Consider the following 18368-nt stretch of genomic DNA (forward strand, 5'->3'; position numbering starts at 1 on the left):
GGAAATTAAAACCGATATTCGGCGCCCAAATTGAGGCCTTGCGCCCAGTAATCTGCGGTGATGAAGCGGAACTCCGGCGGCGGGGAAATCGTCGTCGGCGGAGTCGGAACCGGAAACAGCGCAGAGTTCAGGTTGGTGTCGATTTGATCGCCGGGCCGCGCCACGCCGCTCCAGAAGAGCAACGTATAGCCGGCCGTGAATCGCAAGTGGCAGGAGAAATCGTAGGCCAGCGTCGCGCCAATTTCCGGCACCATCGTAAAGCTGTTGCGCTCAAACTGTCCAATGTTCGAGCCCAGCGCCAGGAAGCCGCCGGAATTGGTCACAGGGGTTTGGGTCGGTTCGGTGATGGTTGTCGAGCCGCTGATGGCCACTTTCGATTGCGTGTTGCCCAACCCCAACTTCATAAGCAAGTTCAAGGAGTAGCGGCAGTGCTGCCATTGCGCGGCAATTCCCAAATCGGCGCCGTTGAAGGTGTTTAGAGTTCCGAAATTATCGAGCAGATCGAGTGTGGTTCCCACCGGCACAATGCCGTTGGGATCGATCGACGTATCTGCTTCAACCGCCCGAAGTGAATCGCGAAGCTGCAAAAATCGGTATCCAACCAGAAAATCAATTCGCTGTTGGCAATTTTGCAGCCAATTGGCGCGCATCAGCAACTCACCGCCTTGTAAGCCGGTAACGTCGGTCACGTCGATCGACCCCGTTTGAATGTTAGGAAAGGCAATTAGCCCGGAATCTTGCGCGCCCGTGGTGGTATTGAAAAACGGACGGGCCAAAATTGGATCGCCATCGCTGGAGGCGTGAAAACCCTCGGTATGCTGGTTTAGCCACAAATACGAAGCTTCAATTCCCACGCAGCGATCGCACGAAAGCCAGTAATCTGCCGTGCCGTAGAAACCCGACCGCGCTTCGTTGTTGAAGCTGGTGTTGCCAAACAAAATGCTGGTGCCATCTTGGCCGAGCACGCCGGCGGCGGTGCGATCTGTTCCCGGCGGACTGGTCGTGACCAGCGGCGGCGTGTGATCTCCTTTGGCCCACCACAGCAAATACCCGCCACTAAAATCGAAGCTGCAACCGTGATTCTGCCCGCAGCAATAATCGCCGCAACAACCGGAATCACAATCGTTGCAACCTGGGCTGGGCCAATCTGCCGGCGAACCATATCCTTCCGGCACCGGTAGGCCGCTGTTTGAATACTCGCCCGAACCGCCCGGATAAAAGTTTCCATTTTCGTGTGGGACCGGCATCGATTCCACACGCGCACCCGGCGCAGGCATCGATTGCGCAGAGACAGCCGGCGCGGCGTTTACTTGCTCGGCGGCGGCCACGCGATAATTCGGCGTGTAGCTGGCTCGGTTAATGCCATTGTTGATGGTTGAGCGGTTATTGGGCGGCGCGTTGTAGTATGGCCCAGCGCGGTTGGCTGCTTGAGCCGGGGGTGCGTAGTATTGTGCAGGATAAGCCGCACGCTGCGGTTGCTGTTGGTGCGGCGGCATTCCGGACGCGCTGCCTGGCACTTGTTGGTAGGCTGGCAGTCGGTTTTGGGTTGTCGTACTTGGCGTGCTGCTGGAATTTGTGGTGGCGTTTGCATTGCCGGCGAAATTCGAGTTGCCGTTGGGATTGAAGTTTGGCAGTTGCTGGTATGCCGGGCCAACAGGATTCGATTGCGTTTGGGCCCACGAGTTTGGCAGCGCGGTGATCGATGCCGCGAGCATTGCGGCAGCCGTCAGTGCCCAGCGGCTGATTTCAGCACACTGATCAATTTCAAATTTTGGCCGACGAAACCACATGGATTGGATCTCCTGCATTGCCCTGGCCCGAAACCACGAACTCCCGGGTCTTTCGAGCTACTTATCGGCAAACTTTGCCAGGCCCTAAAGTTTTTCTAATCGGAATAGAAAGCTTGAATTGCCTATAATCCCAAAATTGAACTTTCTGGAGGACACCGATTGCTGGCAGCAGATTTGCGCGATGCGTCGCTGCTAGCAGGCGTTGTTGATGAGCTTGGCGCTTAAGGAATTGCCCGACTGCATGGGAATCGCGAACAGTGCCGAACCTCATACGCCAGATTTCAAAGGATTAAGATAGGCGCTCTTTGCTGGCGCCTGGCTGCCAATCGGCACGCGACAGATTTCGGGAAATGACGGCCGCGGCAATTACCGCAAAAAGCAAATACACGCCGCCGGCAATCCACTCTTTGAAAATGATTTCGCCCAGCCCGAACAGGCTGGCGTAAATCAACACGCAGCCGAAAAACCAATTTACGAATTGCAAGGCGAGACTTTCTGTAGGACCTTCGGCGCTGTCGTCGGCGAGCTTGGCAATTGTCTTCCAGCCTGGTCCGGCTGGCCGCACACGACGATAAAAGGCAATCAATTTTTCGCGCGGCTCCGGCGGCGTCAGCAGCGTTACCAGCAACCATGCCGCGGTGGTAATGCCCACGGTGGCTAACATCAAAAATGCGAATTGTTGTGGATCATCACTATCCCACCGCGGTCCGCTCAGTTGCAGGAACAACGAAACGGCCGCCGCTACGGCCATTGCAGAAACTTCCGACCAGGCGTTAACTCGCCACCAGAACCAACGCAAGAGCAGCACCAAGCCGGTGCCGGCACCTGTAACCAATAGCAGCTTCCAAGCGCCGCTAATCGAGCCCAGGCTGAACGTCACGCCCAAAGAAATCAACATTAGCATCACCGTCACGATTTGCGACGCGACCACGTAATGCCGTTCGCCGGCCGTGCGACGGACGAATCGGCGATAAAAATCGTTGATCACATACGAGGCGCCCCAATTGAGCTGCGTGCCAATGGTCGACATGTAGGCGGCGGCAAAAGCGGCAATCATAAACCCGCGCAGCCACGTCGGAAAAATCACCGGGTCCATGAGCGTTTTGATGTAGCCCGATTCTTTGTCTTTTAATTCGGGGTACAACACCAGCGATGCCAGCGCAGTCAAAATCCACGGCCACGGCCGCAACGCATAATGGGCCACATTAAACCACAGCGTGGCTAGAACTCCGTGCCGTTCGTTTTTGGCGGAGAAAATTCGTTGAGCCACATAACCGCCGCCACCCGGTTCCGCGCCTGGATACCATGTGGCCCACCAATTCACCGCCAAATACACGCCCAGGGTAACGGTGGGCATCCACAGGGAGTCGAGCGGCGGCAAAAACGACAATCGACTGCCGGTGAGCGCTTGCCGAGCGTCCAGCTCAGCAATTTTAGTTTTCAGCGCGTCCATGCCCCCCACTGCCTTCACGGCCAATACCGCCAGCAAAATGACCATTCCCATTTTCAACACAAACTGAAACAGATCGGTCACCAACACGCCCCACAGACCGGAAATGGTCGTGTAAAACGCCGTGAACGCCAGCATGCCGATCAGAATATAGAGAGCAGTTTTATCATCGACCTCCAGCGTGCCGCGCAGAATTTTCAACATCGCCAAATTGACCCAACCCAACACGATGCAATTAATCGGCAATCCCAAGTACAACGCCCGAAACCCGCGCAAAAATGCGGCCGGCTTGCCGGAATAGCGCAGCTCGGCAAACTCGATGTCGGTCATCACGCCGGCGCGCCGCCATAGCCGCGCGTAAAAGAACACGGTCAGCATGCCGCTCATGACAAAATTCCACCACAACCAATTGCCGGCAATGCCGTTTTTTGCCACTAAGCCTGTCACAGCCAGGGGCGTATCGGCGGCAAACGTGGTGGCCACCATCGAAGTGCCGGCCAGCCACCAGGGCACATCGCGGCCCGACAAAAAGAATTCGCTAGTGCTGCCTTTGGCTCGTTTGGCGTAGTACAGCGCAATGCCCAAGTTGAATGCAAAGTACGCTGCAATCACGGTCCAATCGAGCAGAGTAAGATTCATGCTTCCGCTGGGTTGGAAACCCTACAAGGTGAACGCCAAAACGCACGCCGGGCTACCACAGCAGCTGATTTTTTCCCGACCAACGGACAAAGCCCTCGATCGCCTCGTACTCGGCCAAGCCTAGTCGATCGTACAGTTGGGCGGTATCGCGGTTTCGATCTTCCGCCCGTTTCCAGAACTCGCGCATATCTGGGCCTGGAAATAGCGCTCGATCTTTTTGCGATTCATGCTTAAAAATGGCGGTTCGCTTACGATCGACTTCCGCCGGGCTCAGCGGCACCGCCATTTCAATTTCGTGGGGTCCCCATTCATGCCAAGCGCCGCGATACAGCCAGACATCGCAGTCGGCGTACCAATCGTCGGCCTGACAGCGTTGGCAGGCCGTAAGCACGGCGTTCAAGCACATGCGGTGTGTGCCGTGCGGATCGGACAAGTCGCCGGCGGCATACACTTGGTGTGGCCGCACGCGCCGTAATAAGTCGACCGTCAATTGAAAATCTTGCTCGCCCAGCGGTTTCTTCTTCACGCGGCCCGTTTCATAAAACGGCATGTCGAGAAAGTAAAGCCGCTCGGGCACTAGGCCGCAGCACCGGGCGGCGGCGCGAGCTTCGCTGCGGCGAATGAGCGATTTGATGGTTTGCACTTCCGCGCTGTCGATTTGCCCCGGCTTTTTCTGGCGCAAGAATTCTTCGATATGCGTTTCCAGTTCGGCCGTGCGCTGGTCCGAAACCTCAAAATGCCGATTCAATTCGGCCATAAATTCCGCGTAACGGATGGCGTCGTCGTCGAACACGGCAATGTTGCCGGAGGTTTGGTAAGCGACGTGCACCTCGTGCCCCTGCTCGACTAAGCGAATGAGCGTGCCCCCCATCGAAATGACGTCGTCGTCCGGATGCGGAGAAAACACCAAAATTCGCTTCGGAAAAATGTTGTCGTGCAATTGCGGACGATCGCCGGGTTGTTTGGCATGAGCCGGCTTGCCGCCGGGCCAACCCGTGATGGTGGCCTGCAAATCGCGAAACACTTTTACGTTGATGTTGTACGATGGCCCGCGATCGGCCAGCAAATCCTGCAGGCCTTCCTGGTTGTAATCTTCGTCGGTCAACTTGAGGATTGGCTTTTCGAGCTTACGCGCCAGCCAAATGGTCGCCTTACGCACCAGGGCCGCGTCCCATTCCACCACACCCAAGCGCCACGGCGACTTGCAACGGGTGAGCTCGGCGGCGGCCGCCTCATCAAGCACTACGCGAGCGCTGGAGTGCTGTTGCAAAAAGCTGGCAACGATGGACGAGCTCACTTCTCCCTCAACAGCCCTCGCGATAATTTGCGATTTATGCTCGCCGAACGCCAGCATGATCACGCTGCGCGCAGCTAAAATGGTCCCCACGCCCATCGTCAGCGCGCGGCGCGGCACGTGTTCTTGTCCAAAAAAATCGCTGGCGGCATCGATTCGCGTAACCCGATCCAGCGTGATCAACCTGCTCCGGCTACTAGCGCCGGAGCCGGGCTCGTTAAAGCCGATGTGCCCGGTCCGCCCGACGCCGAGAAGCTGAATGTCGATTCCCCCTGCTTTCACGATTTCCTCTTCATACCAACGGCAATAATCGGGAACTTGCTCGATGGGAATGCCGCCATCCGGCACATGGCAATTGCGCACATCAATATCGACCAGGTCGAATAAATGTTCTCGCATGAAGCGCGCATAGCTTTGCAGCTCGTGCGGTTGCATGGGATAGTATTCGTCCAGATTGAAGGTGATGACGTTGCACAGCGACAACCCTTCTTCGCGATGCAAGCGCACCAGCTCGTTGTAAATACCGACCGGAGTGTTGCCCGTTGCCAGCCCTAACATACAGTGCTTGCCTTCGGCGGCGCGGGCACGAATTAAAGCGGCAATTTCTTGTGCAACAGCGCGGCTGGCTTCTGCGGAGTGAGAATAAACGTCGACCGGAATACGCTCCACTCCGGGGGCGAAGTTCGACCCCAGCGGGCGCGAATCGTTCGGCGTTACGGTCTTAGCTTTTTCAAAACCTAAGCTCACAGCAGCTCTCGAAATGGCCAGGGCACAGCCATGGGAATGGAGGACGGAAAGGAACCGCCAGAGGCCCTGACACCACCGGCATTTTAGGTGCCGCCATTCTAGCCGGTCGTAATCACTCGTGGCAAGCAGAGCTGAAACAAGTGAGATGTACGCATTCCGTCCGTAATGGAAACATTCGCGGCGACAGGTTTTACAGGACAATGTAAATGCGTACACTATCCGTTCTATCGGTTGCGTTCAAAGTCATTCGCGATTTGTTGCAGTATCAAAGAGCGTACACCGAACTAATAAATTCTGCATTAAAATCTAACTAATTTCTAGGATTGATCGGCCGTTCGTGATAAACTTGCGATAGCATCATCGCCAAGGGAAGAGGCTTTTCTGACATCCTCAGAGGAGCCTAGCGTGAGTGTGCCTCCACTGATTGGCGAGGCAACTTGGACGCGTTTGCTGAGAAAAAAGATTCTGCAAGTTGCAGCGTTCTCTTCAAACGTGCTTATCACGGGTCCAAGTGGAACAGGCAAAGAATTAATTGCACGTGCGATTCATGAGCAGAGCTCCCGCGCTATCGGTCCGTTCATTCCCGTCGATTGCACCTCACTCACCGGCGAGCTGTTCGCCAGCCATTTGTTTGGCCATGTGAAAGGGGCGTTCACTGGCGCAGACCATCCACGACTAGGTTGCTTCCGCGTGGCCGATGGCGGCACGCTGTTGCTCGACGAAATTGGCGAGCTCAGCCCCGAAATGCAAGCCAAGCTGCTGCGCACCATTCAGGAGCGCGTGGTGGTGCCGCTGGGCAGCGACGAGCCGGTTCCCATCGACGTGCGGATTATTGCCGCGACCAATCGGAACCTGTTATCGGAAGTGCATGCGGGCCGCTTTCGGCTCGATTTGTATTACCGATTGAACGTGGTTTCGTTCGAAACCATCAGTCTGAATGAACGCCCGGAAGATATTCCCGCCCTGGCGGCGCATTTTCTAAACCGGTTGAGCATCGAGCACGGTTTTCCCAAGAAATGGATTTCGCCGGAAGCGCTGGCGGCATTGCAAGCATATTCCTGGCCCGGCAATGTGCGCGAACTGCAAAATGTGCTGGAGCGCGCGGCCATTTTTGCGCCGGGGGAAGAAATCGGCATGGCAGCCGTTGCTCAAGATATTTCTGCGAAATTCTTGACGGTGCCGCCGTGTGAACCGGGCGAACAGGATGGACCGCCGAATGGTTCGTTCGATGGTTCAGCCTCCGACTGGCCGAGCTTAGCGGACATTGAGCGCCAACACATTGAAGCCACGCTGCAGCACGTGTTTTACAATCAAAGCCAGGCGGCAAAAATGCTCAAAATCAATCGGGCCAGCCTGGCGCGCAAGTTAAAGCGGTACGGTGTTTTAGCATCTGGCCGCCGCGGCCGCCCTGGCAAGCCAGGCACTGCTCCGCCCGGTTAAGGGCAATTTTCGCTGTGAGCAGTTTCTTGTGGGGAAAAAGGAATGACCTCCGTGCGTGCGCCGCGCGAATGTTGCAGTTTTTATTGCTGCGCTTTGCAGCAATTAAAAATGTCGCGCACCGTAGCGAGTTGCTCTAGTGCGCAGCAATTTGTTCCGAGCGTTCGATATGCCGAAACAACGCGCGCTGTCGTTTTAGCTTGCGCTGCAAAATTTTTAAGTGCTAGAGGGCGTTAGCGTTTGGCGCGAATGGAACGCGCCGAAATTCTCTGCGGCACGCCGACTGCATTAGGCCAGCCAACTCGCAATCGTTCAGGGCCGGCGCATGTGCCACGTTTCTTGAACGGGAGAATTTTATGACTTTGTCTTTACGCTTTCATTCGCAAATTGTTGTGGCCGATGCCAGGCCCCACGATTATCAAGAGCTGACGCAGTTAGCCACCAAACACGGTTGGCAGGTGCATTTGTTAACCAGTGCCACGGCCGTGCTGCGACTGACACCTTCCAAGCCGGTTGACCTGTACTTGGTGAACACACGCCTGCCGGACATATCGGGCTTTGATTTATTCGAAATGCTTCGCGACCGGATTCCCACGGCCAGGGTGTTCATCGTCTCCGACACTTACGATGACGACGATGAGCGCCAAGCTTGCTGCTGCGGAGCAGCGCTATATCTGTGCAAGGGCCCAAACCACACTGTCGAATTCGGCGCATTTTTAGATTTCCTTGTCGATCAGCCTGCGCCGCTTGTCACGGCCGAGCCCATCGTCGTTTTGCCTTCCGGTGTCGATTCACTGTCACATCCTCGCCGCGTTAGTTCCACCGCGGATATTCCATGGGGCGGACAAACGCACTAGTTATCACCTTTTTTCAAGGAGACGTGTCATGAAATTGCTTCACTCCCGCGTTGCATTGGTTGTGGCGGCGCTAGGCGTCGTGCTGTGTGGCCGATCGTTTGCCGACCCGCTGACGGGCGAAGTTTTGAAGTTTCAGCAATTGCCATTGAACAATGGAGCGCCTGCTTATGCCGGAGCACCGGTTGGCCAACTGTTTCCTGGCCATGATGAGCCCAGCGAAGCCTTGCTTACCGCGCCGGGCAGCAACGACTATGTGGGTCCCTTTGCGGCCGACGATTTTTCCGACAAAGTCAGCACGTCGGTGGTCCATATTCGCTGGTGGGGTTCGTATCTTAATAACTCAAATCTGACAGCTCCGCCCCAGAGCGTGCAGAAATTTTTGATTTCATTCGAATCTGACGTTCCCGGTGGCACTGCGGTACAACCGTTCAGTCAACCCGGTACACCGCTCCTCACGGAAGAGGTAACTCCTGGGGCGCTATCGCCAGCTTCCGGCACCTTTACCGAACAGCTCATTAACGGCAATGTGAACGAGCACATCTATCAATACAATGCCGAACTTGCATTACCGTTTAACGAAGTAAAAGACACGGTGTATTGGTTGAAAATCGTAGCCTTGGTTGATCCGGCAACCCAAGGTGGATTGAAATGGGGCTGGCACAATCGCGATTGGGGAATTACGGACAATTTTGCCTCGACAGTTCCCTCGCCTGGCGAAAACATTGAAGGTACCGTAATAACCTCCGCCGGTCCCACCCCCGTTTGGCACTTTCAGGACGACGCCGTCACCGGCCGAATCGATTACGGGTTGAATACAGCGGGTGTGTTTGGCATCAATTCCGAAACCACGAACAATCCGCTGAATTATGTTCAGGTTCCTGGCGCCACCTCGAACGATGGCCCGACCGGCATCGAAAACAACTCCGAGGATTTGGCGTTCGAACTGTACACCACCGTGCCAGAACCCAGCACGATTGCACTGTTGGGATTGGGTGGAATTGGCTTGGGCGTCAAATTGCGGCAACGCCGCCGCCGCGGGCTGCAGGGCGCTTGAGCCGGTCTGAGAATTCACGGTTAGCAAAGGGCCGCTCTTTCAGTCTTTGAAAGAGCGGCTTTTTTGTTTCCTGGGCTGTCGAAATGCATGCATTCCGGCATTTGCCACGTGCTATCGAAACGGCAAGTTATTCGCCGAATCCAGTTCCTTGTGTCGCCGTATGATCGGTGTCATATTAAAACCTGTAGGGGGGATCGGTTTCGGCAAGCGATGGGAAGCAATTCTTTGACGGCGAATATTCTCCATGAAAAATTCATCCATGATCGCAGGAACGCTGGGAGGCTTGCTCGCATTTTGCTCGTTCGTAAAAGGAGCGCAGCCGCCGGCAACCTCCACGCTTGATCCGGCACACTTTCATGCGCTTTTGGTGGGATGCACAAAATATGACAACTTGCCTGCGAATAAAAGTCTGCGCGGTCCGGCGAACGATGTGGAATTGATGCGTGACTTTCTGACGGATTTACTGCGCCACAGCTCGCCCGATCTCGATCATTTCAAACTGCCACCCACCGCGATTAAGGTTTTGTCTGAAGCGGACGCAACCGCGCAGGGAGATGACTTTCGACCTACGCGCACAAATATTGAGCGCGAAATACAAAATTTAATTGCAACCGCCCAAGAAGGCGACCAGGTGGTGATTCTGCTGGCAGGTCATGGTGGCCAGCAACCGGAGCATAAGAACCCCGACCCAATCTATGCGAAGCCGGATGGCTTAGACCAAATGTTCCTTCCCTGCGATTGCGGCAAGTGGAATGGCAAAAAATGGTGCGTCGATCGGTCGATTGCCGATTACGAGCTGCGCGACTGGGGCAAACAGATTACGCTGCAGAAAAAGGCTCGCTTGTGGGTTATTCTGGACGCATGCTGTTCTGGCTGGACCATGCGCGGCGACTCGCCTGAAATTGCGCGCAGCATTTCAACCGACGAATTGGGAATTCCTGAAGCCGATCTTCAAGATGCGGCAAAAACGGCGCTAGCGCGTCAGCCCGCCCATCAGGCTGCCGAAAAAATGCCAGGCAATGGCGACCATACGCGCGGAGGAGGCGCAGTGGATGTGGGGTTCGCGTTCGATCCCCAACTTCACGACGAGCGGCAGTCGCCCAATTATGCCGGAATTTATGCGGCCCAGCGCGACGAGTCGGAATTAGAAATGCGCATGCCCTACCGCGCTGCTGATCCGAAAGAGGCGAAATACCAAGGCTTATTGACGTATGCCATTGTGGATATTTTGAGCCATACCGCGCGGAAAATTACCTACGGCGAGCTCGCGGAACTGGTTCGGCAACGCTATCCGCAATGGGGCCGGACGGCTGGCCCCACGCCGGTTGTCGAAGGCCTGGCTAAGGACTGCGAAGTATTAGGGCTGCAGCGCTGGCCTGGCCGCTCAGCCATGCGTTGGCGAAAAGATGGAACGGATGGATTCGTTCTTAACGAAGGTTCGGTTCAAGGCCTAACCCCGGGGACCGTGGTGGCCCTTTATCCGTCGATCGAATCAACAACGGCTCCGTCGAACGAGAAGGAGCTGCTGGGTTACGCCAAAGTCAAACATTGCGAGTTGTTAGAATCTGACGTCAAATTGGCAGCATACTCCGGCATGTCGGAACCGCGCCAAGCTAAATTGCCGGCTCATGGCCGGTTTGAAGTCGTCTGGACCGATTACGGTTCCCAGCGGTTGAAGCTGGGCGTTGACGCTGCCTCGGGAAATCTGCAGCAACTTAGCGCCGATTTAAAAGCGGCTTTAGCCAAAGAGGGTTTATTAGAGTTCGTTGATGACATGCACCTGGCACAGTGGGTGGTGCAAATGCGCGACGGAAAGTTAGTGCTGCTATCGAAAGATGCAGCGGAGATTGGTGGAACGCCGCCGCCGGAAGCAGCCCTGTTTAGCATCCAGGGACAGCCAACCGCCGAGATTGTGCATATGCTAGAAGAAATTGCCAGGGCCCAAAACCTGCTCACGCTGACTGCGGCGCAGCAAACGGATAAGCTGCGAGGCGCCGGACAGGATGATGATCCCTCACACCCCAACGTGGAATTAAAGATTTTGCGCTGCAAAAGCAAAACTGATCCTGGGACGGAAATCGATCTGGCAAAGGAACCGCTCACCCTACTGCCAAACGATCTCATTCGTTGGCGGATGACGAATCATGGTCAGTCCGATATGGCAGCGACGCTTTTATATATTGACGCTGGCTTTGGCATTAAAGCCATCTTTCCTCGCGCCGGCTCGGGAACGGACAACTTGCTCACCAAAAAGGAAGGCACGCAGCAGACCAAAGTTTGGCGTATTACCGCCGATCCGGTAGGGAACGAGCATGTCGTTTTAATTGCGGTTCCCAGGCAGGCCGGGAATCAGGCGCCCGATTTCAGCTTTTTAGAGCAATCCACGTTGCCATTAATGCGCGGCGCTGATGATCCCGAAGCGGCGAGCCTGGAATCTCCCCTGGGCAAATTGTTAAAGAACGCCATGTACGAAAACGGAACTCGTGGCGGAGCGCCGGTAGACGATATCATTGACACCCAACTGTCGCTGCAATCCTGGCGCGTGGGAGCCGAAAAATAGCAGTAAGCCGCTGGCGATGACGATCGATCCTTTCATTTGCCAGGCGCAGCAACACCGCTTGACCGAACAAAACTGCGGTCCCGTTATAATCGGTCAAGTTTTTCAGGCCATGGCACGGCGGCTTCTTCATCATCAGGGCGATGCAGTAAGGTTTTATGATTGGAGCGCGTTTTCTAGTGCATTGGATCGCGGCTGCGAGACTTTTATGGGGTCCCGAGGCATAAGCACCCGGCGCTGGGGCGGTGCGGGTGCTGTCGGTCGTAGCAATGGGATGAGCAAGATGAGTAACCCTCCAGGTGGGGACACCCCGGACCGATTGTCCATATTATCGCAACGGATTTGCGAGTTCTTTAGTACGCACGGATGTGAGCAGCATTGCGCCAATATGACGGCGCCGGTAGATGCTCTTTAGAACTTGTCGCTTTTCCCCTGCGATGCTTCGCTAGGACGTCGGCGGATTGCCCGATTGGGAATGTCTGCGACTGAAACCAGACTGTTTGAGCTTGGCTTTGCTAGAACGGATTGCCCATGCTTGCCAAACGCGCTTGGTTCCTCGCCATGGTTTGCTTGCTCGCAGTAAGCGCGGGATGCACGCACGTGCAATTGCGGAAGAATTCGGTTCATGAAGCCGCGACCGTGGGGGACATCCAGCAGCAAGAAGTGCTCGATAACCTAGCGCTGTTTGTGTACGACTACAATTCGATGCCGTATTTCTCGTACCCGCTACAGGGCGGAGCAAGCGTAACTGATCAGGCCGGCAGTGGAATTACGCCCAGCTTTGGCCGGCCTATTACTCAGGGGCTGCAATTCAGTGCCGCCACCGGCCGCTTCACCCGGCCGCCGTTTTTCTTGAGTTTTATGCTCAGCACGTTGGGCCTTTCCGCTACGGCGCAGCGGCAATGCCAAGATTCGTTTACCATGATTCCCGTGAACGATCCACGGAAATTGGAGCTCATGCGGTGTGCTTATCAAACCGCGGTCGGCAATTGCGGATACGGTCCTGCACCGCGGAATTGCCCTGATTGCCAGGCGCGGTTTAACACGTTTTATACTGGCGACCCGGAAGGAAAAATCAGCCAAAGCAACAGCGGCATCATCACCTCGGAATGCCTGAAGGGGCCCTGCTGGTTGCACGTTGGTTGCGAAAAAGAAATTCCAAAGGATTGCTGCTGCATTCCCGTCGGTCATTATTGTCACGTGTATGTGTGGGTTGGTCCCGAAGGACGCGACGAGCTCACCAAGCTGACGCTGGCGATCCTTGATTATGCACTCCACGATCCTCCCGGGCGGCTCACGAAAGACGTCACGTATTACGTCGATGCACTGGGACTGCCCACTTCGCAAAAAGACGGAGTCGCAACCATCAAGGCGACCATTGGCATTAACGAACGACCGGAAGGCTTATTGAATCTTCCACCGGCCCAGGAAGTGGAACTGGAGCAGCAACTCCAAGACCGAATTCGCCGTCTCACCGCCATGCTGGAGACGGTCGATCCCAAGGATTCCGAGAAGCGAAAAAATCTGAATGACGAAATCGAAGATGCCCGGCAAAAACTCTACTTCCTCGATCAGCAGCTAAAAAATGGCGGGCTGAAGGAGCAATTTGGGCCCGCCGGGGCTGCTCCGGTATCGCCTTACGGCGGAATTCTGCAATTTCAGCAGCAGTTGAATTTATCGAATCCGCCCCCGCTAGCCGTGCCGGCTCAATGAGCGGAAGTTACTCAGGAAATGCGCTGCTGGTGCGGGATAAAAATCCTGGCGGCGGCTCAATTCTGACGGGCTTCTTCGAGGCTTCGGAATCATCCTCGCTTCCATCGCCGCGCGAGGCCACGTCATCAAGCGGGGGCGCAGCCGCCGCGGCAATCGTCTTTTCGTCTCCGCGGCATTGCTTACAACATTTGTTCCACAACTGGAAATACCGTTGCTGTTCGTCGTCGCCACCTGCTAATTCCGCGGCGCGCCAGGCATAGCTTGCAGCCGGCTGATATTGCTTCAAATCGAAGTTGATTTGGGCCAACGTGCGCAGGCTTCCCGCCTGACGATAATTGCACAGCTTGCAGGCCGTGGTTGCCGATTCTTTCGCGGCATCCAAGGATTGAACAAGCCGCAAAATTTCGGCCCGATCGCGGTAGGCGTCAATCGCGTTCGGGTTCAATCGGATCGCCCGATTGTAGTCGTCCATGGCTTCCGCTAATACGCCGTGCATGTAAACGGGAATGATCCTCGGGGCATTTGCAGTGCCGCTGCTGCGACGATCTTCGGCGGACGGTTCGTCACCGCGACTAATCATGTCCGGTGGTAAATTGTTGGCCAGCGCGATGTTGTCCGCCGATCCATCTTTCCGTTTGCAGTGCGTCAACATTTGCGTGAAAAAGTTCGCATCGGTATGATCAATCACCGCTCGTTCACCCAGGGGTGATTCTTCATCGCATTGATTAAACAGAACTTCCGCTCGGGCTAAGGGAACACGCCACCAATGAGGGCTGTATTCGGCCGCCTTTTCCAGCTGCTGTAATGCTAAATCGACCTCTGTGCCGCCTGCCGGGGCCGGCGTGCCTTTGGGAATTGCTTCCCCCGTGGCTGTTTTACGAAATAGCAACGCCTTTTCGGGCGCCGAGAACGCTTGCGACGCCGCTTTGCTTTCTCGCGCGCCGCCATGTTGGGCGGTGTGTGTTGTTGCTTGGGCGCAAGCACAGGCTTGGCTCAGTGCCAGGCCCCATTCGTAATATAACTGTGGCCGCTGCGGATTGAGGGCTTTCGCGGAATTGAATTCCTTTTCCCAGGCGCTCTGTTTTGCGGAAGCCTCGTACTTGCCGTGCCCGCCCAATAATTGTTGCTGAGCGTATAAGCGACCCAGCCGAATATGGATATCGTCAATTCTTGTTTGCGGTGCGACATCAAGTGCATTACGATAATCCAGCAGCGCAATGCCGGGCTCGTTTTTCGCTTCCCAACTGATGCCACGCATCCAATACAACCACGCGGTTTCTGCGCGTTGCAGTTGATTGCTGTAATACTCCTGTGCATCGTCCAGCTTTACGGCATCATCGGCGTAAATCCAGCCACCGGCTTGGTTGCGGCTGTAACCGCCTTCATCCTGAATCCATAAGAATCGGCCCTTGGTCCGCTGCACCCGTGCGGGCCACCCGATGTTGTACATGCTTACCGACGCGCCATTATCGTCTTGGATTTGTATTTGCGCATTCAGGGGCATCACGATGGCGCCTTTCCAACTGCCGCCAGAGCTGGGAACGCTTGCGCCCCCGCTCGCCCCGCTGCTTGCACCGCCGCTACTGTCGCCTCCACCACCGCTGCTTCCGCTCCCGCCTCCAGCGCCAAAAGCAGTGCTAATGAACAAACCTAAAACCAAGGCAAGAGCATAAAACGGTCGCGAATTCAGCATGATCGATTCTCCGATTTTCGTGCTGACTGATTAAGTTCGGCAGTAGACGGATGAAGCCCGACTCGAAACGGCTTCCTATTAATTTAGCTTAATCTGCCCGTGGCAAACAATCACGAGGCTTGCTGAAACCAAACACGGACTAAAAACGCCGAGAAATAGGGTAAAAATGGCGCAGCGTGGCCCATATAGCAAACCAAGCGAGCGGAATTACGGGGGGTAACTCGGCTCGCCGGGTATTGGGTGCGGTTTTTGGGGCGGGGGTGGCTTATCCGACTTGGATGCCGCTGCGGAGGCCGGAGAGTTTGTCTTTGTTGGAGAGATTCCAGAACCAGTCGCTGCCGGCGGCGGCGAAGAGTTGGTCCACGGCGTTGTCGTTGACAATCGTGTGGGTGTTCAAGGCCACGCCCAACGGGTTGGCGCCGGCATTGCGCAAGCTGGCAATCCGGTTGGCGTAACTTTGCGGCGCGTTCCATTCTTGCAAAATGGTCCACAGGGCCGCTTCGCTGGCATCGTAACTGGTCGAATCGCCAATCAGCAGGTTGCCATCGCTGGTGCTGGTGGTCTTGCCGTTCAGTCCGCCGTAGAGCTTGTCGGTTCCGGTGCCGCCGATCAGCACGTCGTTGCCGAACCCGCCGATGAGGGTATCGTTGCCCGTGCCGCCGGAGAGAACGTCATTGCCGTTGCCGCCGGTGAGGGTATCGTTCCCGTCGCCGCCGAACAACGTGGCCGAGGCGCCAATCGTGTAGGTCACGTTCTTGATCTTGGCCGAGGTCAAAGTAATCGTGTCGTTGCCGGCCAGGCCGTAGGCCACGAGGTGGCCGGTCGGCGTGAACGTGCCCAGCGAGGTGGCCTTGTTCTTGGTCGACGTGTTGCTGATCGTCACATTGACGCCGCCGGTGCCGTTGGTCGGGGTGAAGATAATGGTGTCGTTGCCCGTGGTGCCGCCGACATACAGCGCCGTAGCGCCGGCCACCTGCAGATCGGGTTCCAAGGCCGCGGCCACCACGCTTTCCACCCAGGTGGTGGAGACGCTGGCCACGTTCGGCCCGGTGGCGTTGTAACTGGCCGTAATGGAATGGCTCCCCAAGGCCACGAAGTTGGCCGGCGTATAGCTGGCCACGCCGTTTTGCAGCGTGACGGTTGCCAGCGTGGTTTTGCCATCTTTGAAGGTCACGCTGCCCGTCGGCGTGGGGTTGCCGGTGCCCACGGCGCCCACCGTGGCCGTGAAGGTGACGCTTTGACCGGGAACCATGGTCTTGGCCGAGGAGGCCACGGTGGTGGTCGTGGTCACCTGCACGTTGATCTTGGTGCTGGCCTGGGCGGCGGTCGGCGTAGCCTGCGTGTTGCCGGCATTGTCGCTGGCCACGCTCAAGAAGCGGTAGGAATGGCCATTGACGCCGCTGAACATGGCCGAGGTGTTGGTGGTATCTGACTGCCACAGAGTAAATTGGCCGCCGTTGTCCGAGACGTACACATCAAAGCTGGCAATGCCGCTGCCGCCGCTGTTATCTTGCCCCGACCAATTGACCGTGAACGAAGTCGACGATTGCGTGGCCGTCAGCGCCTTCACCGCGCTAGTGGGCGCCGTTTGATCGGTGGCTGCGGCCGCGGAATTGGGGGCCAACGGCGGATCGAAGTTGCCCACAATCGGCGTGGCGAACTCATCCAGCAAGTTGGAATACAAATCAACCCCCAACGGAGTCGGGCTGAAGGGATGATCCAACAGCGCGAAGGCGGCATCCGGATCGCTCAGCCCCGTCTGGTTGGGCAGGCCCGTCACCGGGTTAAAGTCGTGCGACATCAGGAAGAATTCTTCGGCCGTGTCTTGCGGCACCGTGCCGGCATGGCCGGGCACCCACAATCCGACATCGGTAATGCCGTCGCCGTCCATATCGGCGGCCAAGGGGATTTCACCGACGCCGGGGAAGCCGAAGGTAAACGTGTTGTCGACATTGCCCGTGAACGTCACCGGCGTGCCGAATTGGCCGGTGCCGCTATCGCCGAAGTTGAACTGGAAGTTGTCGGTCTGCCAGGTTCCCACATCGACCGTGCCGTCGCCGTTGAAGTCGCCCACAATCGGGAAGCCGCGGAGGCTGGTGGTGATGACCGTATCGCCGGGCCCGATCGAGAATTGGTGATCGCTGGTATTGGTATTCAGCCAGAAGTGAGTGCCGTCGAAGATGCCCACTTCGTCCCCATCATCGACGTTGCCGTCGAATTCGCCGGCAATGGCCACGCCGCTGCCGGTGAACTTCACCGGATTGCCGAATTGATCCAACAGCGTAAAGCCGGTGGCCTGCGGTTGGTATACATCGGCCAGGCCATCGCCGTCGGTGTCGACCAAGAAGCGGAAGCCGGCGCCGGCAATCGGATCGATGCCGTAGGCCGCTAGCTTGGAGAAGTAGCCGGTGGGCGGAGCAGTATTATCGCTGGAGGTAAACTTGCCGACAAACACCGAATCGTGTACGCCCAACTGGGCAATGCCCGCCAGGTTCGGATCCACCTGCATGGTGAACGTTAGATCGCGATTCGTGAAATCGGTGTTCTGCGGGTCGTAGACAAAGTTGCCGTTGGCATCGATGTACACCCGGGCCGCGGCATAGTCCCCCAATTCCGGCCGGCTGTCGACCGTGAAGCGGGCCGTGAAGCTGCCGCCGGGCAGGCCATTGCCAGTGGGGAAGTTGGGATTATTGAGCGGCTCGGCCGCATCGCTTTCGCCGTCCAAAATATTGCCCGCCGGGTCGATAATCGCCGTGTCGTTAATGGTCAACGTGTAGCGATCGTCCGGCAGCGCGATGGGATTGCCATTGGCGTCTTTGAACCGCAATTGAATCTCGCCGGTGGCCGCCCCAGGCGTGGTGTTGGGCAAGCTGGGATCCGCTGGAGTATCTAGCGGATTGGCGACCACGGTGAAGGCGATTCGCCCGTTGGCATCGCCAATTAACGAGATGCCGCCGTCGGCGAATTCGCCGCTGCCGTCGATTTCCTGCCCTTCGACCACTTCCGGCTTGAACGCCAGCTCGGTTAAGAACTGCGCGACCCGCACCGGCAGGTCCTGGACGTTGATCGTCAGGGCATACACCAAAGGCGTCGGGCCTTGGGCGGCGTTGGCCAAGGTGTATTTTTCACTGAACAGG

10 protein-coding genes are annotated in these 18368 nt (G+C 56.6%); 5 read left to right on the top strand and 5 right to left on the bottom strand.

The genetic code is table 11. From position 1 onward, the window contains the following. Positions 1-5: 5 nt before the first annotated feature. The 3 genes from VFE46_00260 to VFE46_00270 form a co-directional block, all read right to left on the bottom strand. Positions 6-1790: a BBP7 family outer membrane beta-barrel protein gene (locus VFE46_00260; GenBank protein HZZ26406.1), complete on the bottom strand. Its 1785-nt coding sequence runs from the start codon at positions 1788-1790 to the stop codon at positions 6-8. Positions 1791-2079: 289 nt separating this feature from the next. Further along, on the bottom strand, positions 2080-3879 hold the full coding sequence (locus tag VFE46_00265; protein ID HZZ26407.1) for a sodium:solute symporter family protein: 1800 nt from the start codon (positions 3877-3879) through the stop codon (positions 2080-2082). A gap of 52 nt (positions 3880-3931) precedes the next feature. Next, on the bottom strand, positions 3932-5842 hold the full coding sequence (locus VFE46_00270) for a glucosamine-6-phosphate deaminase (protein ID HZZ26408.1): 1911 nt from the start codon (positions 5840-5842) through the stop codon (positions 3932-3934). Positions 5843-6325: 483 nt separating this feature from the next. On the opposite strand from VFE46_00270, the gene VFE46_00275 reads away from it, so the two are divergent. The 5 genes from VFE46_00275 (at position 6326) to VFE46_00295 (ending at position 13538) form a co-directional block, all read left to right on the top strand. After that, the gene (locus tag VFE46_00275; GenBank protein HZZ26409.1) at positions 6326-7360 is read left to right on the top strand and encodes a sigma-54 dependent transcriptional regulator; all 1035 of its coding nucleotides are present in this window, start codon (positions 6326-6328) and stop codon (positions 7358-7360) included. A 353-nt stretch (positions 7361-7713) separates the two neighbouring features. Then, entirely contained in the window at positions 7714-8214 is a 501-nt protein-coding gene (locus tag VFE46_00280) for a response regulator (GenBank protein HZZ26410.1), read from the top strand. A 28-nt stretch (positions 8215-8242) separates the two neighbouring features. After that, complete coding sequence (locus tag VFE46_00285) at positions 8243-9268, top strand: PEP-CTERM sorting domain-containing protein (GenBank protein HZZ26411.1); 1026 nt, start codon at positions 8243-8245, stop codon at positions 9266-9268. Positions 9269-9512: 244 nt separating this feature from the next. After that, positions 9513-11828 carry a caspase family protein gene (locus VFE46_00290; GenBank protein HZZ26412.1) on the top strand — a complete coding sequence of 772 codons (2316 nt, stop codon included), beginning with the start codon at positions 9513-9515 and terminating at the stop codon, positions 11826-11828. Between the two features lie 528 nt (positions 11829-12356). Next, positions 12357-13538, top strand: a complete 1182-nt coding sequence (locus tag VFE46_00295; protein HZZ26413.1) for a hypothetical protein — start codon at positions 12357-12359, stop codon at positions 13536-13538. A gap of 7 nt (positions 13539-13545) precedes the next feature. Here the strand turns inward: VFE46_00295 and VFE46_00300 are convergent, their stop codons facing one another. Both VFE46_00300 and VFE46_00305 read right to left on the bottom strand, forming a co-directional pair. Further along, positions 13546-15231 (bottom strand): hypothetical protein, encoded by a 1686-nt coding sequence (locus VFE46_00300; protein ID HZZ26414.1) that lies wholly within the window; start codon positions 15229-15231, stop codon positions 13546-13548. Between the two features lie 265 nt (positions 15232-15496). Further along, the coding region (locus VFE46_00305) for an Ig-like domain repeat protein (protein HZZ26415.1) at positions 15497-18368 on the bottom strand (2872 nt) is incomplete at its 5' end.

It is taken from the genome of Pirellulales bacterium (genome assembly GCA_035656635.1).
Lineage (GTDB): Bacteria > Planctomycetota > Planctomycetia > Pirellulales > JADZDJ01 > DATJYL01.